22 protein-coding genes and 1 pseudogene are annotated in these 24575 nt (G+C 32.4%); all 23 read left to right on the forward strand.

The window, feature by feature from the left end:
• The first annotated feature begins 29 nt into the window (after positions 1-29).
• The 23 genes and pseudogenes from rlmD (at position 30) to N7603_RS06045 (ending at position 24571) form a co-directional block, all read left to right on the forward strand.
• Entirely contained in the window at positions 30-1391 is a 1362-nt protein-coding gene (rlmD, locus tag N7603_RS05935; protein ID WP_262096461.1) for a 23S rRNA (uracil(1939)-C(5))-methyltransferase RlmD, read from the forward strand.
• A 320-nt stretch (positions 1392-1711) separates the two neighbouring features.
• Positions 1712-1972 carry a hypothetical protein gene (locus N7603_RS05940; RefSeq protein ID WP_262096462.1) on the forward strand — a complete coding sequence of 87 codons (261 nt, stop codon included), beginning with the start codon at positions 1712-1714 and terminating at the stop codon, positions 1970-1972.
• A 24-nt stretch (positions 1973-1996) separates the two neighbouring features.
• On the forward strand, positions 1997-2923 hold the full coding sequence (locus tag N7603_RS05945) for a recombinase family protein (protein WP_262096463.1): 927 nt from the start codon (positions 1997-1999) through the stop codon (positions 2921-2923).
• A 38-nt stretch (positions 2924-2961) separates the two neighbouring features.
• Positions 2962-3819, forward strand: a complete 858-nt coding sequence (locus tag N7603_RS05950; protein ID WP_064012482.1) for a metallophosphoesterase — start codon at positions 2962-2964, stop codon at positions 3817-3819.
• A gap of 404 nt (positions 3820-4223) precedes the next feature.
• Positions 4224-4589, forward strand: coding sequence for an ArsR/SmtB family transcription factor (locus N7603_RS05955; protein WP_262096464.1), 366 nt, complete (start codon positions 4224-4226; stop codon positions 4587-4589).
• 14 nt (positions 4590-4603) lie between these two features.
• On the forward strand, positions 4604-6943 hold the full coding sequence (locus N7603_RS05960) for a heavy metal translocating P-type ATPase (protein ID WP_262096465.1): 2340 nt from the start codon (positions 4604-4606) through the stop codon (positions 6941-6943).
• A 612-nt stretch (positions 6944-7555) separates the two neighbouring features.
• Positions 7556-8041, forward strand: coding sequence for a hypothetical protein (locus tag N7603_RS05965; RefSeq protein WP_262096466.1), 486 nt, complete (start codon positions 7556-7558; stop codon positions 8039-8041).
• Positions 8042-8291: 250 nt separating this feature from the next.
• A complete protein-coding gene (locus N7603_RS05970) occupies positions 8292-8654 on the forward strand; it encodes an ArsR/SmtB family transcription factor (RefSeq protein WP_262096467.1) in 363 nt (120 codons plus the stop codon).
• A gap of 156 nt (positions 8655-8810) precedes the next feature.
• A complete protein-coding gene (locus N7603_RS05975; RefSeq protein WP_262096468.1) occupies positions 8811-9314 on the forward strand; it encodes a hypothetical protein in 504 nt (167 codons plus the stop codon).
• A gap of 144 nt (positions 9315-9458) precedes the next feature.
• The gene (locus N7603_RS05980; protein WP_262096469.1) at positions 9459-9677 is read left to right on the forward strand and encodes an ArsR/SmtB family transcription factor; all 219 of its coding nucleotides are present in this window, start codon (positions 9459-9461) and stop codon (positions 9675-9677) included.
• A gap of 97 nt (positions 9678-9774) precedes the next feature.
• Entirely contained in the window at positions 9775-11751 is a 1977-nt protein-coding gene (locus N7603_RS05985) for a heavy metal translocating P-type ATPase (RefSeq protein WP_262096470.1), read from the forward strand.
• Positions 11752-11855: 104 nt separating this feature from the next.
• Entirely contained in the window at positions 11856-12332 is a 477-nt protein-coding gene (gene lspA, locus N7603_RS05990) for a signal peptidase II (protein WP_262096503.1), read from the forward strand.
• Between the two features lie 297 nt (positions 12333-12629).
• Complete coding sequence (locus tag N7603_RS05995) at positions 12630-12803, forward strand: hypothetical protein (RefSeq protein ID WP_157824748.1); 174 nt, start codon at positions 12630-12632, stop codon at positions 12801-12803.
• Between the two features lie 51 nt (positions 12804-12854).
• Positions 12855-13584 (forward strand): annotated as a pseudogene (locus tag N7603_RS06000) (HAD-IC family P-type ATPase); the annotation flags it as partial.
• A gap of 621 nt (positions 13585-14205) precedes the next feature.
• Complete coding sequence (locus N7603_RS06005) at positions 14206-15387, forward strand: hypothetical protein (protein WP_262096471.1); 1182 nt, start codon at positions 14206-14208, stop codon at positions 15385-15387.
• The gene (locus N7603_RS06010) at positions 15377-15712 is read left to right on the forward strand and encodes a PadR family transcriptional regulator (protein WP_262096472.1); all 336 of its coding nucleotides are present in this window, start codon (positions 15377-15379) and stop codon (positions 15710-15712) included. The genes N7603_RS06005 and N7603_RS06010 overlap by 11 nt, the downstream gene beginning before the upstream one ends.
• Before the next feature lie 98 nt (positions 15713-15810).
• A complete protein-coding gene (locus N7603_RS06015) occupies positions 15811-16068 on the forward strand; it encodes a hypothetical protein (RefSeq protein WP_262096473.1) in 258 nt (85 codons plus the stop codon).
• Positions 16069-16189: 121 nt separating this feature from the next.
• Complete coding sequence (locus N7603_RS06020) at positions 16190-18166, forward strand: ATP-binding cassette domain-containing protein (protein ID WP_262096474.1); 1977 nt, start codon at positions 16190-16192, stop codon at positions 18164-18166.
• Entirely contained in the window at positions 18163-20115 is a 1953-nt protein-coding gene (locus tag N7603_RS06025; RefSeq protein WP_262096475.1) for an ATP-binding cassette domain-containing protein, read from the forward strand. Before N7603_RS06020 ends, N7603_RS06025 begins: the two co-directional genes overlap by 4 nt.
• A gap of 473 nt (positions 20116-20588) precedes the next feature.
• Entirely contained in the window at positions 20589-21182 is a 594-nt protein-coding gene (locus N7603_RS06030) for a hypothetical protein (RefSeq protein ID WP_262096476.1), read from the forward strand.
• A gap of 200 nt (positions 21183-21382) precedes the next feature.
• Positions 21383-22666, forward strand: coding sequence for an ATP-binding protein (locus N7603_RS06035; RefSeq protein WP_262096477.1), 1284 nt, complete (start codon positions 21383-21385; stop codon positions 22664-22666).
• A gap of 690 nt (positions 22667-23356) precedes the next feature.
• A complete protein-coding gene (locus N7603_RS06040; protein ID WP_106720620.1) occupies positions 23357-24283 on the forward strand; it encodes a hypothetical protein in 927 nt (308 codons plus the stop codon).
• Between the two features lie 60 nt (positions 24284-24343).
• Positions 24344-24571 (forward strand): heavy-metal-associated domain-containing protein, encoded by a 228-nt coding sequence (locus N7603_RS06045; RefSeq protein WP_262096479.1) that lies wholly within the window; start codon positions 24344-24346, stop codon positions 24569-24571.
• The last annotated feature ends 4 nt before the right edge of the window (positions 24572-24575 follow it).

A 24575-nucleotide genomic window follows, 5' to 3' on the forward strand; every position in this document is an offset into this window, starting at 1 on the left:
ATGGTATAATCTTTTTGTAGGTGATTATTATGGAAAACAAACTCCCAATTGGTCAAAGATTGACCACAGAAATTCAAAAAATCGGTATCAATGGCGAAGGCATCGGTTATTACAACCGTAAGGCTATTTTTGTTGATTTCGCATTACCCAAAGAAGAAGTTGAAGTTGAAATTACTGCAGATTTTGACACATACTATAAAGCGAACTTAGTTCAAATTATCAAAAAGAGCCCATCTCGTGTAGAACCGTTTTGTCCGGTATACCACGAGTGTGGGGGTTGCCAGCTTCAACACCTCGCTTACGATGAAACGCTCGCGCTTAAACGTGAACTCATCATCCAAGCGATTCGTCGTTATGTAAAGACCAAAGTCTCTTTAGATTTAATTAAACCCACGATCGCTTCTAACCCAAATACGCATTATAGAAACAAAGCGAGCTTGCCGCTACAATACAAGTTTGGTAAAAACATCATTGGGATGTATAAACCCAATTCGAACCATCTAGTAGAAATCAAGGATTGCCCGATTCAAGAACAAGACATCAATAAGTTCTATACGCTCATTTTAAATCAAATGGATAAGCGTAAAATCCTTGCTTATAACAACACCTCGAAGACTGGTACAGTACGTTTTATCATCATTCGTCGTGCCGAAGCGACTGCACAAATTCAAGTTACCTTTATTTTATATAAGGAAGATCCTGAAATTGTGGAATTAGGTAAATACTTGGTTGAAAAGTTCAAAGAAATTGTCTCTGTTTACCGTGTCATTAACGACGACTTGAAGTCTCGCGAATTCTTTACCAAGAATACGAACCTCATTGCTGGAACCGAAGCCATCAATGAAGTCCTAAACGACGTTGTCTTCTCTTTAAAACCGGATGCATTCTTCCAACTCAACACGAAACAAGCGGATGTTTTATATAATAAAGTCATTGAACTAGGACAATTTAAACCAACCGACATCGTGATTGATGCTTATAGTGGCATCGCACCGATTGCACAATATGTCGCCCCACACGTCAAACGCGTCTACGCGATTGAATCGGTCGAAGCTTCGATTCAAAGTGCGAAAGACACGATCATTCAAAATACCCACAAAAACATCGACCTCTTAAAAGGCGATGTGGTTGAAGTCTTAAATAAGAAAAAAGATATTCCAGTGGATGTCATCGTATTTGACCCACCAAGAACAGGCTTAGGTGAAAAAGTCACCGCATTCTTATTAAAGAAGAAACCAAAGAAGATTATTTACATCTCATGTAATCCATCTACGCTCGCAAAAGACTTAGATGTGCTTACACAGGCTTACACGATCAAATCGATAGAACCAATTGATATGTTTCCTTTCACCAGCCATGTGGAGACGGTGGTATTGATGTCAATGGTATAAAAATAAGGTGTATTTAAAACATTGATAAATCAAGGGTTTCCAAGTGTAGTTAGTTTTTCTATATTATTTTCTAGAGCTGATAATGCTGGGAAACTCTTATTTTTAGTGGTTGAGGAAACATAACAAAGACTAAAATTGCCATAGGGTTGAGTTGACAGATTAGATGGATTGGTAGGGTTGTGGAGATAGGATAGATGTGATAAGATATTTTAAATAGCCTACATATCATAAATAATGTTTTGCTATATGTTGAATAGTCAGTGTGTACGTTTATAAAATTTTAAGGCTTTATTTTATATGAATTGGAAGTGGGGATCAGCATGTTTAAAAAAATAAATAATTTCTTGAATTGTTTAATTGGTTCATTTATCGGTGTGTTTATTGCTCATAGTATATATACATATTTTGATTTTAGAAATAATCCAGGTTTATATGATATTCAATCGACACCTTGGCACATGAGTATTCAAGTATATGGGTGGGGTACTGCTGTAATAATATTTATTACTATTATTCTTAAGTTATTAATAAAAAAGAAGATGAAAGAAATTAATAATACTTTTTATGTTGATTGTTTATAAAAAATATTAATTTGGAGGTAGAACATGTCTAAAAACCCAAAAGTTCATTTTATACCACCTAAACCTCCAAAACGAGAGAAAAGAGTAGGTATTTACTGCCGGGTCAGTAGTAATAGTTTTGAACAATTGAAAAGCCTTACTGCTCAAGTATCTGCCCTTACAAGGGTAACTGCGGCCACGCCTCAATGGTTACTTGTTGATGTTTATATGGATATTGCCTCCGGGAAAACCGGTTCTTCTCGCAAAGAGTTCTCTCGTATGCTTGAAGATTGCAACTCCCATAATCTAGATATAATACTCACTAAGAGTATTAGCCGATTTGGTAGAGATACAGTGGATACACTTGAAGCATTAAATCAACTAAAAACGTTAGGAGTTCGTGTAATATTTGAGCAAGAAGATCTAGATACTGCAAATACAGATAGTGACCTTATGATATCTATCATCGAAGCTATTGCACAGGCGGAAAATGAATCTAGAAGTGATAATATAAAATGGGGTATTAAACAAAGAGCGGCACAAGGCACTTCAAAGCTGTATAACCGTAAATGTTATGGCTATAAAAATGATGTTGATGGCAGTCTTATTATAGATGATGAAGAGGCTAAAAATGTACAGCTAATATTTGATTTTTACCTTCAAGGCAAAAGTATTATAGGAATAATTGAAGAGTTAGAAAGGCTTGGTATTAAATCCCCAACTGGAAAAGATAAGTGGAGTAAAAGGACAATTGATGTAATGTTAAGTAATGAAAAATATATAGGAATAGTTCGACTATTAAATTCAGGGAAGTACGAAGCTCATTATATTTCTGAAGATAATAATCCTTCTATTATAAGTGATGAACAGTTTAAGGCAGTACAGATTGAGAAGGCAAATAGAAGTAATGTTATAAAGGGTGAAGATGGCAACCAGAGAAAAAATAAAAAGTACAGTTCTAAGAGAAAATAGCAAATTTGTATTTATGGAGGTTACTTGGATTGAAAAAAATGAAAAATAATAATAAGTCAAAAAGAATCATCATAATTACAATTCTAATCTTATTGGCTGTTTTTGGAGGTATAACCGTCTGGGGTAATCTTACAGTAGGCACCACTCGTTATAAGATAACTTTGGAGCGTTTGCCAGTTGCATTTGAAGGATATAAGATTGCACAGATTGCAGATTTGCATAATTCAGAATTTGGAGAGGATAATTCGAAAACAATTAAAATCTTGAAAGAGGAGAATCCTGATATCATTGTTATTACTGGTGATCTGGTAGATTCAAATCACATGGACATAGACATTGCAATAAAGTTTATTCAACAGGCGGTAAAAATTTCTCCGTGCTATTATGTGACAGGCAACCATGAGGCATGGATTGGAGATATCTACTATGAACTGGAAGAACAATTGCTCGACGCAGGTGTCACTGTATTACGTGATGAGGTGATTACAATATCGAATGATAAAGACAGCATTCAACTGATTGGTTTGGACGATCCTGATTTTTCAGATCAGGCTCCTTACCTTCAAGAGAGCATGCTAGAGGCTAAACTTTACAATATGAATTTAAAAGATGGGTTCAAGATTTTATTGTCGCACAGACCAGAATTCTTTGGAGTATATGTAAAAAATGACATTGATTTAGTTCTCAGTGGTCATGCACATGGCGGGCAGTTCAGAATTCCTTTTATAGGGGGCGTTATTGCTCCAAATCAGGGGTTTTTCCCAAAATATGATGCAGGAGAATATCATGAAGCCAATACTACGATGATTGTCAGTCGTGGTATTGGAAACAGCATAATTCCCGTAAGAATTAATAACAGGCCAGAAGTGGTTATTGTCCAATTATATTCTCAATGATAAAACCTAGCTTACAGGGTATTTTGAAGCATAAAAACAAAATAGCCTACTTTCTTAAAGCTAAGCACAGATGACATAGAAAAGAAAAACGACGAGTAAACATTGATAAATAAAGATATCTTACGATTTATTGACTTATTCCATAAATAGTCTAAGTATTTCACGTTGAGTCTATCGTATTGCTTTCTTTAAAAACGGCTTAACAAAACCATTCATATAATAATAGAAGAAGTATCTAACCTCTTAAATCAGGGTTAAATACTTCTTTTTTACTTTTTGCCCAATGTGGAAACATATCGAAATCAATGTGGAAACATCTAAAGAAGTTGTTTTTATTGACTCCGTAGTTTATTGTGATACAATATATCTATATGAATGAGCGCTCATATAGATAGGAGATTAGTATGGATCAAAAAGATATAATAGAGTTTTGTGAATGTAATGTTCTTCACCCTGAAAAAATAGAAATAGCCCATAAAAACTTACTAGATAATGAATCTATTTCACTGCTAACTTTGTTCTTCAAAACATTTAGCGATCCCACAAGAATGAAAATCATATTGGCATTAAAAGAAACCGAGTTGTGTGTATGCGATCTGTCTGCTGTGATTAGTGTCAGTCAATCCGCTGTCTCACATCAATTGAAAACCTTAAGAGAGAATCGTTTGGTTAAATACCGAAAAGAGGGAAATGTTGTTTATTACTCGCTTGACGATGACCACGTCCACGTGTTAATAACTCAAGCAATGAATCATCTAAAACATAAGTAGAATGGAGAAAAAACATGAAAGAGATTAAATATAGTTTATCAGAAATTAGCTGTGCGAGTTGTGCAGATAAGATTGAACAAAAGATAAAGAAGTTAAACGGAGTTGAGGAAGGTTATTTAAACTTTGTTACAAAAGAAATCAAGGTACAAGTTGCGGATTCAACTGATACTGCAAGACTATTTGACACGATTAAAAAAATTGTGAAAGATGAAGAGGGTGATGTCGAGGTATGTGAACTAACCCCAAATGTCATTTATGCAATAGATGGTTTAGACTGTGCAAATTGTGCGGCTAAGATTGAAGAAAAATTAAACAAAACCGAAGGAATTTTAGGTGCCAACATTGATTTTCTAGCAAAAAAACTGACACTTCAATTCAAAAATTCGCTAGATCAAAAACGTATAGAAGAAAAGGTTCAAAAAATTATTGATAAAATTGAGCCTGGCGTAACGATAGCACAATCAAATGTGAAGAATGAAGATCACGTGGATGAAGAATCATCAATGACGAAAGATTTAATCATCTTCGGTATAGGTATCTTACTATTTATTGGAGGATTATTGATTGCTGAAGGAACGGTTTTTCGTTATGTATTACTTATACTAAGTTATTTCATCATCGGTGGAGAAGTTGTACTGAAGGCAGTCAATAACATATATCGAGGTAAGGTGTTCGATGAAAACTTCTTAATGACGATAGCAACTATGGGTGCATTTGCTATTGGAGAGCATCCTGAAGCAGTTGCAGTTATGATTTTTTATAAGGTCGGTGAATTTTTCCAAGACGTAGCAGTCAATCGATCCAGAAGATCCATAAAAAAATTGATGTCAATCAGACCTGATGTTGCAACGATTAAAAAAGGCAACACTTCTGTGGAAATGCGTGTTGAAGACGTTCAAACTGGAGAGATAATGATCATTAAACCAGGCGAAAGAATTCCGCTTGATGGTGAAGTGTTGTCAGGAGCTTCCACAATTGACACAAAAATTCTAACAGGAGAATCTGTGCCTGTAAATGTTACAAAAGGTGAGATGGTACTCTCTGGTTGTATTAATATCAATGGTTTATTGACCGTTAAAGTTACCAAACTCGCAAGCGAATCAACTGTTTCTAAGGTACTTGAATTGGTCGAAAATGCAACCAGCAAAAAAGCACCAACCGAGAATTTTATCACTAAATTTGCACGAGTATATACTCCAATTGTCACTTCGTTGGCTGTTTTGATTGCGGTAATACCACCACTCGTTATACAAGGTGCAACTTTTGAGGAATGGATCTACAGAGCACTTATATTCTTAGTTATTTCGTGTCCATGTGCACTCGTTGTATCGATTCCGCTTGGTTTCTTTGGTGGTATTGGAGCTGCATCAAGAAATGGTATCTTAGTTAAAGGTGGAAACTACCTAGAAGCATTAAATAACATTGAGATTGCAGTTTTTGATAAGACTGGCACATTGACTGAAGGAACGTTTACGGTGACTGAAATTAATACAGCAAATGGTGCAACACAAGAAGAGTTACTTGAAAAAGCAGCTTATGTGGAAAGTTTTTCTAATCATCCTATCGCTGTCTCAGTCGTCAATAAATACAATAAACAAATTGATCAAAGTTTAATAACTGATGTTGAAGAAATATCTGGACACGGTGTGAAAGCAACCTATCAAAATGACATCATTGCAATAGGGAATGCTAGGTTGATGAAAAGAGAAGGTATTGAATTCAAGGAATCTGTTGCCTTGGGTTCAATTATATACATCGCTATCAATGGGAAATATGTTGGAAATATTGTTGTCTCAGATCAGATAAAGAAAGACTCAAAAGCAGCTATCAAAATGTTGAAATCATTAGGCATTAAAAAAACTGTCATGCTAACTGGTGATAAGAAATTAGTTGCTGATACAGTTGGAAAAGAGCTAGATATCGATGAAATTCATAGCGAATTGTTGCCTGAAGATAAACTCAACATTGTAGAGGAGTTATTACTCCAAAAATCGAGCAAGGGAAAACTATTCTTTGTAGGTGATGGTATCAACGATACACCAGTATTAGCGAGAGCTGATATCGGTATAGCTATGGGTGGACTCGGTGCCGATGCAGCCATCGATGTAGCTGATGTCGTGATAATGAATGATGAACCTTCAAAGATAGGTACTGCGGTCTTTGTGGCAAAGAGAACCAGAAAGATTGTTTGGCAAAATATATACTTCGCACTAGGAGTCAAATTCCTGTTTCTAGCCTTAGGAGCTATCGGAATCGCAACTATGTGGGAAGCCGTGATTGCTGATGTCGGGGTGTCTTTATTAGCAGTTCTGAACGCAATGAGAGTACTCAAATATGATTACAAAAATAAATAGTTGATTTGATTCGAATGTGTTAAGGGATTGTGTTCATATTGGTTATGATAATCTTAGTCTCTTCAAATAAAAACAATTTCAACTAGTTGTAATCTAAGGTAGCATAATTGTATTTAAGTAGATAGATCAAACCAGAAGTTAAAATTAAGGGGGAAGAAAATGTTATATATATTGAAATGGTAACATAAAAATCATGAATCGGTAAGTAAAAACTACCAAATATCACATAAAAATGCCCTATTAAGGGCATTTTTTAATAATATGAGTCTATCAAGAGAGCTTAGCAGTTTTTGAGATAGACTTTTTCTTTGCGCAAAATTGAAATTAAAATTTAAGGTAACACGGAGTTGAACTTCAAGTGAAAATTATGTAATGTATTATCATGCAGGATAGATTTAATTTATATTAGGATGGAAATATAACTTAATGGATGTATTGTAGACTGAATGGAGACATTTATTCATGGTATAATGATTTAAATTAAGAGATTAAATGTTTGGATGAATAATATTTAAATTGAGTCAATAGAAGTGTTATTGTCCACTAAAATCTCTACCAACAATATAACAGCTATTTCATAACATATATATAAGAAAGTTTAAGATGATGTATATGAGTGTAACCAAAAAAATTGTCATTATTCTTGGTAGTTTTTTAGTCATAGGTGGTTTAATAATTGCAGGATTACTATATTTTAATTCCGCTTCATATAAAGTATCACAATTAGAAAATAAGTGGAATATTAATTTACCTAATGGTATTAAACTGGAATATGATTCAAAAAAAGTTCATATTGATGGCAGCATTCACTATTATGTTTTTACAACAACTAGTGAACTTACAGAAACAATGTTTAGAATAGGGGATGATATTAGCAAAGATGATTTTGAAACTTCATTTATTAGTGCAATGGAAGGTCTTGGCATTTCATCTGGGAAAATTAATATTCCTTCTGAATTTTATCCGGATCTTAATGAAAATTATAAATTTATACTATTAAATAGCGTCGGTGGAGGTGGTAATAGACATAAATACTTCTATTTAGTATATCTTCCCGAAACTAAAAGAATTTTTATATGTAACCAAGTTTCTCAGTAACAAAAAAATCTATTAAATAAAAGGTAACATCTATTCAAGAGATAAACTGAATAGATGTTTTTTTATTGTAGAAAGGAACACTTTCTTTACTTTACAAAAATAGTGTCACCCTACTGAGACCATTCATGAATTTTTGTGGTACATAGCTATTTTTACTAACTTAAAATGAAAAAAACAGTTGACAGTAATTTTAAAGAGAAGTATAATGAATGTATGAACATATGTTTATATGAGAGTGTGAGGTAATAATATGAAAAATTTAGAAATGGATGTATGTGCTTCAAATATTATACATCCTGAAGCGGTAAACAAAGCAAAAGAGAGTTTACCAAGTGATGATCTCATATTTAATTTAGCAGATTTTTTCAAGACCTTCGGTGATTCAACACGTATTAAAATTATATGTGCATTAATGGAAACCGAGTTATGCGTTTATGATTTAGCAAATGTAATTAATACATCTCAATCTGCAGTATCACATCAATTAAGAGTATTAAGACAATCTAGGTTAGTAAAGTACAGAAAAGATGGTAAAACAGTTTATTATTCATTGGATGATGATCATATTAAGTTAGTTATAAGCCAAGGACTAGATCACCTTTTACATAAATAGAAAAGAGTGCGAGATATGAAAGAATATAGAAATCATTTAAAAAACATAAGTTGCGCAAATTGTGCAGATAAAATCGAAAGTAAGAGAAATACAGGAGTGAACTGACACCAAAAACCTGTACTTAATGTAAACTAAGATATCTGCAGGAGGCATCATATGAAAGATAAAAAGAAAAATAATAGACTATGGAGCGGAGAATTCAAATTAAAGGTCGTTTTAGACATCATTGAAAATGAACTCTCATACAGTCAAGCAGCGCGTAAATATGATATGTATTTAACATCAGGAAGTTTAAATGATACATTACCTGCTAGATGGGTATATCAGTATAGGCTTTATGGGAAAGAGCGTTTCTTTCAAACACCAAAAGATTATCGTAAGAATCCAATTAGAAAGTTCCATACACCATCAAAAGAGGTAGAACAAAATTTAGAACTCAAAGTCAAACATCTTGAAATGGAACTTGGATATACAAAAAAACTTATCGCCTTAGTCAAAAACAGGAACGAACAAACAAAGATACCGAGTAGTCAAGGAACTAAGGCGAAAATATGCATTAAAAGATCTACTTCTAATATCAGGACTTCCAAAGTGAAGTGTACCCTATCCAAGGGGTATTTACCTATACAATATAGGTTAATGAAACAACGAATGATATAATAACTACAAAGAACATAAAGTACAAGAAAATGGTATCAGTTCAGAATCTAGTATTATACTTGACAGAAATAATTCATTAGAATAAAATATGAATAGATGAACATATATTCAACTGAAATGTAATGTTCTTAGGAGGTGAACAAGATGTGCTCTGACGGCAGCATCAATTCTTTCGATTTTGATTCTGTAAACCAAGCCAGTCGATTGTTTAAAATTATGTCAAATTTAAACCGGATTCGAATTATTGCCTTACTGAATGAAAATGATATGACAGTAACTGATGTGAGCAAACAGCTGTCACTTGAACAGAGTGCGGTATCACATCAACTAAGATTACTTAAAGACGCTAATATTGTTGCTTAAACAACACGAGGAAAAGAGCGAATTTATCGTCTTGCAGATTCACACATTTACACAATTTTTGAACAAGCATTACAGCATGTAAGGGAGGTAAAACTACATGAAAAACGAGCATAACCATTCTCATGATCATAAACATGAAGAAGGAAAAGAGCATAATCATAAGGTAAATGAACATACCGATCACGACCATGAAGGACACGAACACAGCCACGGAGGTGGAAATTCACTTATTTTATTCTTTATAGGACTAGCAGTTTATTTACTAGCAATGTTTGTAAACAATGATTTGTTTAAAAACATCATGTATCTATTGGCCCTCTTCCTTTCAGGTTATCATATTATCATAGAAGGAATTAAGGATACAGTTACTTTAACGATTAAAAGGAAACGGTTCACCCCAAATATCCACTTATTAATGACGATTGCTGCTGCAGGTGCATTGATTATTGGTGAATACCGAGAAGCAGCACTTCTGATATTGATTTTCGCTGGAGCACATTTCCTTGAAGAATATGCAGAAGGAAAGAGCAAGAAGGATATCACAAATCTTCTCAAAATGAATCCAACCACTGCTCGATTAATTAATGAAAACGGTGAAATCGAGATTGTTGATGTTAGTGTATTAAAAGTTGGTGATCGTTTGAGCATTTTAACTGGGGATCAGATTCCGACTGATGGTATGGTAATTTCAGGGAATTCTGCAGTTGACCAAGCTTCTATTACAGGTGAAAGTATTCCTGTTGATAAAGTAGCAGGTGATCCATTATTTGGAAGTACAATCAATGTAACAGGAACTTTAGTTATGGAAGTAACAAAAGAAAGTTCAGATACTGTGTTTGCAAAAATTGTTCAATTAGTTAGCCAGACTCAGAAGAGCATTTCTAAAACAGCAGCGATGATTAAGCGAATCGAGCCTGTATATGTGACAATTGTTATTTTGTTGGCTCCAGTATTCTATCTCTTAGGACTCTTCTTGTTCAAATGGACAGCGGAAACGAGTTTTTACAGAACAATGGTCTTTCTGATTGGCGCATCACCATGTGCATTAGCGGCAACAGATATTCCAGCTACACTTTCTGCAATTAGTAATCTTGCGAAGCGTGGAGTATTATTCAAAGGTGGTTCATATTTGTCGAATCTATCTGATCTCGGCGCTGTTGCCTTTGATAAAACAGGAACACTCACACAAGGGAAGCCAGTGGTTACTGATACTTACTTTGTATCAAAAGTGAAAGAATACAAGAAACGCGAATATAACTCAATCATAGTATCGATGGAGAAAAAGTCAAATCACCCACTAGCGGATGCAATTATCAATTATTATCATGATGTCGATACACTTGAATTTGATGTTGAAAATCTTGTTGGAGTTGGACTAAAAGCAACTTATGGTGATGCAAACTTTAGTATAGGGAAACCTTCATCATACAAAACCATATCAGACGAAATCACAAAGCATACTGAAAAATATGAATTTGAAGGTAAAACAGTAGTTTACTTTGGTTCCAATGATGAAGTACTTGGGCTTATAGCCATTCAGGATGTTCCTAAAAAGAGTTCAAAGGAAGCAATACAATACTTCAAAGATAATAATATCCACACATTGATGATCACTGGAGATGCTCAACGAACTGGTGAAGCGATAGGCCGCCAACTTCAAATTGACGAAGTTCGTGCCAATGTTCTTCCAGAAGATAAATCTAAGATTATTACAGATCTTAAGAAAAATTACTCTATTGTAGCGATGTTAGGAGATGGTGTAAATGATGCTCCTGCACTTGTTGCTGCCGATATCGGGGTTGCTATGGGCGAAGGAACTGACATTGCCATTGATGCAGCTGATGCTGTCTTGATGAAAAATGATCTGAACAAATTCGCATATACACATAAAGTTGCAAAGAAATTGAGAAGCATCGTTATTCAAAATATTATCTTTTCGATGATTGTTGTACTCTTCCTAGTTACTGTTAATATTCTTGGGTTAATGAACATGTCATATGCAGTGTTGATTCATGAAGGAAGTACATTAGTAGTTATACTTAATGGACTTCGGTTACTCAAACAAGTCAATTGACGAGAAAATGTAAAATGATATATTGTGAAAAAACATTATGATAAAGGAGAGTTGGATTTATCAAAACAACACAAAAAGCAATCATTACGAAAAGAACGAAAGCGATATTTGCAACGATTGTATTTGTTGCGATTCTCTTTGCAGTAGATCAGATACTAAAGATATATTTCTCGACAAACTACGGACTTAATGAAACTGAGACAGTTTTTGCTGGATTTCTAAATATTGGTTATATCAGAAACTACGGTGTAGCATTTGGAATGTTTAGTGGAATGAAATGGACGATTGTTTTGATTGGATTAGTTATGAGCATCTTGATTAGTACTGTTCTTGTAAAATCAAAGCAGGTTTATATAAGGGTTGCGCTGGGATTAGTACTTGCCGGTGCAACTGGAAATCTGTTTGATCGGTTAAGTGTTGGCTATGTTATTGATTATTTGCAGATGCCAATATTGCCGGTTGTTGGATCCACAATTTTCAACATATCCGATGTATATATTATTGTTGGGTGTGCAATTATTCTCTTTTTTGAAGTAAGAAACAAGCCTAATTCCAAAAATGACATGCCAGTTCAATTCTAGTATTAAATGTAAGCCAACAATGGAAATTATACGCAAAGTGAGGTATGGTTTCCATTTTTCTTTTGCTTGTTGAGGAACATCAGGATTTGGAGAGACTCAATCAAAATCAGAAAAGCCCGATGTAATCGTCAGTATGGTTTTAATAGTGCTAATACACAGTAAGAAATAGAAGGAGAAAAAAGAATTCAGTGAAAAAGAAAATTGCATTGTATTTGTCCCAAGCAAAGATTGATGAAATTGAACTGATACCAAAAACCTGTACTTAGTGTAAACTAATATATATGCAGGAGGCATCATATGAAGGATAAAAAGAAAAAGAATAGACTATGGAGCGGAGATTTTAAACTTAAAGTGGTCCTAGATATCATTGAAAATGAACTCTCATACAGTCAAGCAGCACGTAAATATGATATGTATCTATCATCAGGAAGTCTAAATGATACTGAACTGATACCAAAAACCTGTACTTAGTGTAAACTAGAATATATGCAGGAGGCATCATATGAAGGATAAAAAGAAATTGTATCAGATATAAAAGAAGTTTCGGGTCATGGTATAAAAGCTAAGGTTAATAGCGATGAAGTATTGGTAGGAAATGCTCGTTTAATGGAAAGAGAAAATATTTCATTTGAAGAATCATCTGCATTAGGGTCTATCTTGTATATCGCTATTAATAAAAAATATGTTGGTAATATTGTTGTATCTGACCAAATTAAAAAAGATTCAAAAGAAGCAATAAAGCTATTGAAAGCATTAGGAGTTAAGAAAACCATAATGCTAACAGGAGATAAAAAATCTGTTGCAACTAGTGTTGGCAAAGCATTAGGGTTAGATGAGATTCACGCTGAATTACTTCCTGAAGATAAATTAAATAAAGTCGAAGAACTTTTAAACAGTAAGTCAAAACGAGGTAAGCTCTTCTTTGTTGGAGATGGTATAAATGATACACCAGTACTTGCAAGAGCTGATATCGGGATTGCAATGGGTGGACTTGGTGCAGATGCCGCAATTGATGTAGCAGACATTGTTATTATGACAGATGAGCCATCAAAAATTGTAACTGCGGTAAAAATTGCTAGACGAACAAGAAAAAATTGTATGGCAAAACATCATATTAGCATTAGGTGTTAAAGCCTTCTTCTTAGTTCTTGGTGCATTTGGAATAGCAACAATGTGGGAAGCCGTTATTGCTGATGTAGGCGTCTCGTTGATAGCAATCCTAAATGCAATGAGGGTGCTAAAAAATAAGTAGAGTGTCAATTTGTAAAAGGATAGAAAGCATCACACAGTAGAGTAAATGGGGCCTAAACCCTATAAAGCACTGTTGCAATAAAGAGATTAACAACATAATTAGAAGTAAAAACCAATAAATATGTTATTAAGGTATTTTAGACAGATTTTAACCATGTAAAGGTAAACATATTTCATGCAATTTTGATGTTTCTTTAATACACACAAGGTCGATTTTGCAAGCAATACGGTTTTTTCAACGCACGTGGAAAGTATCACATTGCTTTCATTAAAATAAACTAGATAAGACCACGAATTATTCTTTTTGGATAGATTTGTGGTTTTTTTAAAACGTATATAGATTTTAGTTAAAATATGATAATATTAATTGTAATAAACACTATCTATCTATTGAGGATTAATGATTCTTCAAAGAAAGCATGCAAACACCTTGGATAGAATTTTATCGATTAATTATAAATATAATGCATTTATCATCAATTAGTCTATCAAACAGATCTGATAAAGATGGGAATTTGGTTAAATAAAAAAAGTAATGGTAATTATTGACATCAATCATAATTCGATATATAATCTACATAGGCAGACTAGGTAACTGTCGAGTAAATTGTGGAGGTATCATATGCAAAACAGGATTAGATCATTTGTAGACAACGAGATTAAACAAAACAGCTTAAGTAATAGAAAAGAAGTTGTTGATGAGATAACATCAAACCTTACTGAACGTTACCTTGAACTTATTACTTCTGGATTGAGTGAAGAGGAAGCCTATAAAGAAACCATTTCTCTGACTGGTAGTTTTGCTATTTCAGTACTAAATGATATCACGAACAACCCATTACGTTGGTATAAAAAAAATCTTTTAATTATGTCTGTTGTGGTGTTGACTGGTACTATATTTATGTTTTTCTTTAGTCCAATTGGATATGTTCTTCTTACATTTGCTTTCTTACAATTCACATTTGAACTTTCAAAGTTGGAAGAAAACGATAGACAGAAAGATAATGTTGAGTCTGAAGAATCAAAACATGTAAGATCAAAATTAATTATCAAACTATTACGTTATTGCATGTTTATTCTGATTTTTTCCTTTACAATAGTTGTTTGGGATTTGCTTTTCAGATTATTATTAGATATTAAGAGTATTAGTATTATTGATTGGTTAACTAAGGTATCACAGTTATGGTTCGTAATTATAATATTTATGTTAATTCAACTAATAGGATTTTTTATTATAGGTTATCCAATATCACTTATTATTACAAAAAGAATATTGCTGACAAAAAATCAAATTTCAGAGATTAACATTAATAAACATAAATCGAAAATTTTGTCAGAACAAATTAAGAAAACCACATTTTCATATGGCAGAACCATGTCGATATTTTTAACTTTGATTTTTGTTTTTGCTTTGATTTTGATTAGCAACGTTCAAGTATATGAGTTGATTCCAAGTATTGATTTTCAAGGAGACCTAGTCTTGATTGATTCTACGCACTTTTGGGTTTATCTTCTAGAAGGCAGATTTTATCAAGCTATGATACCAATTTACATTGCATTTACGGGAAGTTTTGCGGTTGGTATTTATTTATTATGCACTAAAAACTTCTCACTCAAGTTATGGTTTTCATTATATGGTTTTATAATATTAAGTTTGGTATTATCTCAAATATTGTTGTTATTTTTATCTGAGAACAGGATAAGCCTTCTTATACCACTAATTGTTACCATTATTGGATTTATGTACTCATTAATTCATACTAAGTTCTTAGGTGTTATTGAGAGAATAGTTTATGAGCAATAACAAGAATGTGATTTTCGGTGATACATTAAGAGGTTATACAGAGAAGATAATTCTTTCTATACTTTCTAATGAGGATTTATACGGGTATAGAATAAACAAGATAATTGAAACTAAGACTAATCATAGTCTTGTATTTAATGAAGCTACACTATATACAACATTTCAACGATTAGAGAAATTTGGTTATATCACATCATATTGGGTGAAAAATGATAATCTGCCAAAAAAAAAGTACTACGCTATTACAAAGGAAGGGGTGAGTTTTTTAGCAAACTGCAAACTTGAATGGAAAAGAACTAAAGAATTAATCGACTTATTTTTATAAAGGATAATATGATTTAAACTGGCTTCCCATTGTAGTTGTGATATTTCGTGATATAAATTTGAAGTTTATGTCTAAGCACAAAGGAGAAGAAGTAAATAATGAATAAGAAAATCATTTTAGTTTTATTGGCATTATTGCTTTTCACTTTTAATGCTTCAGTGATTAATGCAAGTGATTCAAAAGATTCATACAATGAAAATGAGTTATCTGAAATTAAGAATTATGAGAATACCGACATAGCATTAAAGATCCATAATCATTTAGCAACTTGGCAGGGTAGCGATAATGATTATTTGATTAATAGCTATGCTGGCATTTACTTAAATGAATCAAACGATATGCTTTTAATACCTTAAAGTGTATTACTCAAAGTAAGAAATTCTCACTTATCGTGTCCACTTTAAGGTATTAAAAGCAACATGGTATAATTTAGTTAAATGATTACTATTTAATCATTGTAAGAAGTGGAGGATTACCATGATTCATCTGAATAATTTAAACTACTATTATACAAATAAAACCTATTACCAAAAAGTATTAAACAATATTTCAATACAAATTAATGCATTTGATTTTGTGCTCATTAAAGGAAAATCTGGCAGTGGTAAATCAACCTTAGCTAAAATTATGGCTGGTATCATAACAGATTATCAGGGCGAATATGTAATAGATGGCATTATTCAACAAAATCATGCATCTAGACATGTTGAGTATATCCATAGTAAACATCAATTGATACCACAATTCACAGTACTTGAAAACTTGTTGAATAGGACAAGTGATATAAATCGAATCAATGAGTTATTAAGTATGGTTAATTTACAAAATAAGGTGGACTCCAAGTTAAAGAATTTATCAGGTGGCGAGATTCAAAGAATATCTGTAGTTGCTTCACTTCTAACATCAAAACCAATTATTATTGCGGACGAGCCTACCCAAGGCTTAGATGAAGTTAATGCGAAGTATATCATTAAACTGTTTTCTAATATCAAAGATAAAACAGTCATTTTCATTTCTCATAATCCGAATTTGGTTAAAGATTATGCTACACAAATTATTGAGATAGAAGATGGCACTATAACAATAGAAAAGGCTATTACTAATCAAAAAGAAAATCAAGTTCCAAAGTACTTACCTAACAATAGAATACCATGTCCGTTAACTCAGATAAAACGTTCTCCCTTTGGCTTTATTCTAAATTGCTTTTCGTTTATACTAGCACTCATGTTGATATTTGGTGTGGCCTCAGGGTTAAATGTCTATTTTAATGAGAATACGAGTTCCAACCCATCTTTTTCTGCTTTTTATCAAAACCGCCTGATTATTCAAAAAAAGGATAAATCCGGTTTTACAAATGCTGACAAAGGATTCTTGAGCACCTTAAATGGGAAAGTGGTTTATAATGACATTTTTTTAGATGGCTACATGAAATCTAGTTATCAAGATATGAGCATAGATGGTCAAATATACATTAATAACCAGTTTGTTCCAGTTGTCCTGGAAGGTCAACCAATTTTAAGTAAAAATGAAATATTGTTAGCCATTCAAAAAGAAGACATCGACACTTATCGCCCACTTATAAATCAAACCTTATTGTATGGTTTTGATCATGTAGGTATTCAAACTGAAGGTATAAACTTAACAATTGTTGGGTTGATTGATAAAGAAATCGTATCACTACAATCTCCTAATTTTTATGTTATCTCTGACGAGCTAATCGATGAACTTGAGTCAAAATCGAGGTTCAATAATGTTTTGTTAGAAGTTTTTGCGAAAAACGAATTATTGCTTTCATATAGTCAAGCAAATATTCAAGTTACAATCAATAATTCGATACCTAATAATACAGTTGAAATACCATACTTTACAGGTTCTAGTATTGATATCAAATTAACTAAAGGCAATCAAGTCATCACAAACACACTTAACGCGATCGTAGGGTCAAGTTTTAGCATGAATCAAGCAACTTGGGATGAACTAACTTCAAATTTATTGGATTCACAAGCGAGTCTACTGCATGTGAGCAATATGAATCAAACCATCCGTACGCTTAGAGAAAATGGATTCTCAGTTTATGTCGTTAATCAAAACAATCAAGGTATCCTCTTTTTAACGACTATAATAGGAACTTCGGTTTTGGTGTTTTCTCTATTTATAGCACTGGATTTAAAAGTGTCCAAGCGACTAGAACAAAGTTTAGTTTGGCATGGTATTAGCTATCGTAATCGTTTAATCAGAAAAGTAGCATACTATCTATTATCAGTAACTCCAGCGGTTATACTGACCATTTTTGTTTCGTTTATTTTGAAAAGAGAAAAAGATATTGTCTTTAGATTCTTGTTTGGATGGATCAACCCAGCAGCCATTTTCAATTTATTGGTTATAGCCATCTTTACCATGGTTACATTGACGACACTTTTTGTATCTAGACAAAGAAAGGTGGCAGTACAATGATATCCATTAAGCATGTAACAAAACAATTTCAACAAAAAAATGAAATTACATATGGGTTAAATGATGTTTCTTTGGATATTAATGGTCCTGGCCTGATTGGTATTCGAGGTCACTCTGGAAGTGGAAAGACAACATTACTTAATCTTATTTATGGATTCGATCACACGTATGAAGGCGAAATAAACCTTGACCTATCATTAAATGAAATGTATTACATTACACAAAAGAATGTCTTACTTAGAAATCAAAGGGTTATCGATCAGTTTAAAGTCGCTATGACAGAATACGCTGAAGACAAAGTAAAAGTAGCATTACGAAATGTTAGCCTGGATGAATCTTATTTGTATAAAGAGACAAAGTATCTGTCTACAGGTGAAGAAAAGCGACTCATGATTGCTCTCGCATTGATTAAGGATGTGAAATTACTGCTTGCGGATGAACCTACAGAAAATCTAGATGAGTACAATCAATCCATCATCATGTCACTACTTAAAAATATGTCTAAAACAATCACAGTGATGGTAGTTTCTCATAATGAAAAACTATTGAGTGAATATGCTGATCGTATCATCGTGTTTGACCATGGCACCATCCAAAGTGATCGAGACAATCATTCGATTATCGATTCATTGATTCATCCTAAACAAGTTATCGAAAAAATCATTCCAAGAACAAGCACAAGATTTACCTCTTTTAGTCATAACCTAAGTTATGTCTTAATCGCTTTATTTTTAGTTGCACTTAGTTTGTTGCTGAGTGTTACCACACGATTGATTATTAAAGATGAGGCTTCGTTCTTACAATTCAATGAAAAAGCCTATGTAATAGATACGGTAGATTCATCAATCGAAAATGCAATTATTGAAGGTAGCGTTTTTCCAATCTATCAGCAGTTATTCAGCGTTAGAGGGATGTTTTTATCAGAAATAGAACAGTATGCATACTTGATTCCGGTTCAAAATCAACAGATTAGTTTTGTGGATTCACAAGCGATAAAGCGTCGTTATCTCTTTGGTAATGCACCTACTCAATTCAATGAAGTTGCCCTTTCCATTAAAAGTGCGAGAATGATGCTAGAAGCAAACACATTACCAATTAACGTAGATATGAAAGACTTGATTGGTAAACGACTAGAACTCAGTTATCAAAATCTTGCTTACACTTTTTATGTGACAGGTATATATGATAGTCAAGCGTTAGAAATTGCGAATCATCAAGATATTTATGTGTTCACGACACCGCATTACAATATATCCTACGCATCAATGATTAATTTAATACCTAATACAAGTGTTTTGGCTCATGATGAAGTATTCGTTAGTGACCAAACTAGCTACAGCATAAATGACACGATAGAAGTATTGGGCAAGACATATAAAGTAAAAGGTGTATACACAGATTCTAACACATTGAATAGAATCATATTTTCAAATGAGATTTTAAATCAAATCAATTATGAAATTCATAAAGAAATGAATAATCGATTTGTGGTATTAAATCAGGATTTGATTAGGAGTAAGGACCAAAAATCTTATGATTTAAGTTACAGTGAATATATTAGTAGTAGAGTGGTAACTTTCACCATTTTTATCATTTTATCTATGATTTTGACAGTAGGACTGTATTTTACAATAATCTTAACAACTACTTATGAGCTAGCGTATTATGAATCTGATATATTGTTTTACAAATTGAATCATTACTCTAATCAACAAATTGTACGAATTTTTATAATGAAGTACCTGAAAGGTGTCATCGGTTCAACTTTATTCACAACAATCATTATTGGTTTATTCTTAAGTAATACGAGCAGTTCATACTTATATAGATCAACTGTGCTTTTAGTTATATTAGGGATCATTGGCTTAAGTTTGATATTAATACTATATTATTTAATAATCATTTCAAAAGCCAATAAGGGTATTTTAAAAATGTACAAAGAAGAATAGTGTTTGTTCACCTTCTGCAGACAAAAACTAGCCAAATACATGTTTCCACTCTGAAAAAAGTCTTGTTAAGGGAAACATAAATTAGCTTAAAATATGTTTCCTACGTACATTAAACTGCAAAAATGAAAGCAATCACATATACTCCACGCACGTTGAAAGTATCACATTGCTTTCTCTAAAAACCGCTTAACAAAGCCATTCATACAATAGAACAAGAAGCATTTACCCCTTTAAAACTGGGTTAAATGCTTCTTTTTTTCTTTTTACTCATTGTGGAAACATATCTAAATCAATGTGGAAACATCAAACTATAAGAATATTGAATTTATTAATAATACGAATTATTGTATAATAAAGATTGGAGTGATGTACTTTAAGGGGTTTAAATCTGAAGAAGTAGTTAATTTAAAACTAATCAAAAGTTTATGCTTTTGATGTTATATTAAAAAAAATTACACGAGAAGGTGAAAAAAATGAAAAGAACCATTGTTGTTGGTATTGTATTGTTACTTCTGGTATTGTTAAGTGCTTGTTCAGACAATGCTGTTTATCAAAAGGGATTTGGTTATGAGAATCATGTAACCGAACCAATTGCAATTGCAGTTAAAAGTGATAAAAAAGTTCATGCTATAGATGATTTTAGTCTTGATTTTTATTTTGGTGCGTATTATGAAATTGGTGCATACTCAAATGAAGACTATCGAATCATTTCGTTTGCTCTTTATTTTTCAAACAACGAGTTCTTTACGGAAAATCAAATCGGTAGTAATAATGGAGTGCTTGATTACACAAACATAGCAGATGCTCACTTCATTAAAGAGATTAGTATCGCATCATTTAATACAGATGATTATCGTGTCAATATGAATGTTTCTGGTAAGTCTTTTAATCATCATGAGACCATACTAATTCCTGATAATACCATACTAAATTATGAAGGTTTCATTTTCACCGTCATTGATATTGTTTATGATCAAACAACTGAACAGTATTATTTTGGACAAAATGGTTATCAAATCACCATTTACTATACACATTTAGACAACGATTCAATTGAATTGGAATAACATATTTTTTATATGATGTTGTTCATTGGATGTAGTGAACTGATACCAAAAAGTTGTACTTTGATTTATGAAATGATATTTAAGTAAGTTGATGATTGATTATAAACGCAAGTTCTTGCAAAAAAATTCAATAGTTTGAGTTGCATATTGATATAATCTGATTATTATGCTAAAATTGTATTGAATAAAATTGCAAGAACATGCAAAAATATGCAATAGGTGATAATAAAATGAGAATTAATAGAGACAAGTACCTTAATGAGCTAATCAGTAAAATGCATAACAAAATGATCAAAATAATCACAGGTATTAGAAGATGTGGAAAATCATATTTGCTTAATGAAATATTTTACGATTATCTTATCTCCTTGGGTGTCAATGAAGATCATATTATAAGAATTTCCTTAGAAGATTTGGAAAATGAATATTTAACAGACGCCTATGTGTTAAATAATCACGTAAAATCATTGATTAAGGATGACCAAATGTATTATTTAATTGTCGATGAGATCCAACAAGTTAATCGTTTTGTACCGCTTTTAAATGGGTGGTTAAAAATTAAGAATTTAGATGTTTATGTCAGTGGATCTAATTCTAGATTTTTATCTAAAGATGTGATCACTGAGTTTAGAGGAAGAGGCGATGAAATTTATGTGTCTCCTTTAACGTTCAAAGAGTACTATGATGCTCGAGGAAAAGACTTTGATGATGCATGGAATGAATATATTATTTATGGCGGAATGCCTTTTGTATTAGAAAGAAGCACGAATGAGCAAAAGTCTAAGTACTTAAAAGATTTATTTAATGAAATATACATTAAGGATATCAAAGAAAGATATGGGATTAGAAATGATTCCCAATTAGAAACGCTACTTAACATCATTTCTTCATCGATTGGTTCCTTGACAAATCCATCAAAGATAGAACATACCTTCAAAAGTGTGAAACAAGAAACGCTTTCGAGAAACACCATAGAGAGTTATTTGGATATTTTAGAAGATACATTTTTAATTAAGAAAACTAATCGCTACGATATTAAGGGTAGAAAGTATATTAATACACCTTCAAAATACTATTTTGTAGACATGGGACTCAGAAATGCCCGTTTAAACTTCAGGCAATTAGAAGACACACACATGATGGAAAACATCATTTTTAGTGAACTTATTCATAGAGGTTATAATGTAGATATTGGTGTTGTTGAAGTCAGTGAAAAAAACGAAAATGGCAACTATGTAAGAAAATCTCTAGAAATTGATTTTGTTGCAAATATTTCAAATGATAAAATTTATGTTCAATCAGCATATCATTTACCAAGTCCCGAAAAGGTGAAACAAGAGATTAGACCATTTCTAAATGTTGATGATTCATTTAGGAAATTTATTATTGTAAGAGATAACATTGATGTTAGAAAAGATGATTACGGCATTACAACAATTGGTTTGAAACACTTCCTTTTAAATGATGATCCATTCAGGCTATAAGGTTTAAAGGGTCCATTTGATCTATAAAATATGTTACTTTGGTATTATAGAAGGTTTTCAACCATGTAAAGGTAAACATAATTTAGCCGATTTTGATGTTTCTTCAATACATACAAGGTCGATTTTGAAAGCAATATGGTTTTTTCAACACATGTAGAGTCTATCACGTTGCTTTCATTAAAATAGCACTTGTTATATACGTGACAGCACTCTTATATTTAACCCAACTTAATAAAAATCAGCCATCAGATGACCTTCATAGGTGTCCGATGTCGTTTTTTGTCTATGGTTGTATTTTTCATCCAATGTGGAAACATGCGATACCATAATATTTGATGATCATGATTATTTAAATCAATCGATCGAGATTGACGCGATTGGATTCACACATCATAAAATATATGAGTTCTTTGGAGTCAAGACTATTATTCCAAATTCTATCAAAGATATAGCGTTGAATTATCAAAAAAACAATTTATAGAAATTTAAACTCGATCATCCCGTAGATGACGGTTCTGCTATTGAACTGTCTTTTTTTGTTATCCTAATAATTCATTTCAAATCTGAAATATTAATTTGATAGCTTTGTTAAAACAACTTCTGGTTAACAGCTTTGTCACATTCGAAGTACTATTATTTATTCATAATTCGTTCACATTATTATTGTATATTGATTATGAGGTATTCAACATGAAAGTAAAAAAAATACGTAAAAGGTTTTTTCTAATTGTACTTATTTTATCCGTTTCAATATTCTTGCAAGGACTTAATCAAAATATAAAAGTCAATCAGTTAATAAGAGATTTTAAAGAGCGAGGTATAGAGGGAGAGACAGTAACCATCTATTTTGATAATGGGATGGAAGAAATAAGAATGTATCACCCAGTCGAAAGAATCAATGAATATGAGAAAGCGGATACACGTAGTCTTTTTTATACAACCAAAGATGAACCATTTATTGGGAAAAAAGGGGATATATTTGTGACTCAGGAATCACCTTTTCCAAACATATTCGGTTTTCATCAATTGATGAGTTTTTTTGTTGGAGGACACGCTGCACTGAATAATGGTAACAATCAATTCATTGAAGCTGTAGGCTTCCCAAAAGATGATGAAAGTATCTTTGATATAATCAAAGACCCTTCAGATGGTACACATGATTATTCAGTTGGTGTAAGACAATCTTCTACTAATTATTGGATGTTGCCATATTTTAGAGGAGAAAACGACTTGTCATATCCTTATTATGGTTCTTATTACAGAGAAAAATTCGTAGTATTAAGAGTAAAAAATATAGATGAAGAAAAACTGGATCAAACTATGTCATATGCCAATGAACATTTAGAAAATCGTTCATTATATAATTTCCTTTTCATTATGGACACAAAAAACAAATTCTACTGTACTGATTTTATAAGTCGTTCATACAGATATGGGTTAAGTAAGAATAGTTCAGATAAAAACTATCCAAAAACCCTAAATGATAATGGTTTTGTAACAACTGTTAATGATCTTATCTTATCAAAGGATACATATATTACTGCTTATGTAGAAAACACAGATGGAATTAGACACATCTACTATTTAGAAGATGAAGGATTGACATCTAATGAATAGTTTGATATAGTATAGATGACCACCCCCACTACGGGAGGGGTAAAAAAGGAGGAATTACTTATGGCAACGCTAATTTATAGAATCGGAGATATCCATTGCATCGGATGCATCAATCGCATTACTTCAGCTTTAAAATCAGCGGGAGCAATCAATGTTGATATTAATTTTTCAACACATATTGCAAAAGTATTGACTGAAGAGGAAAAACCCAATTCAAATATGTATCTTGAGGCAATTGTTCAAACAGGATATCAAGTCGAATACTTAACGACCATCGAAGAGGAATAATAAA

The sequence above is a fragment of the Paracholeplasma vituli genome (assembly GCF_025446935.1).
GTDB lineage: Bacteria > Bacillota_I > Bacilli_A > Acholeplasmatales > UBA5453 > Paracholeplasma > Paracholeplasma vituli.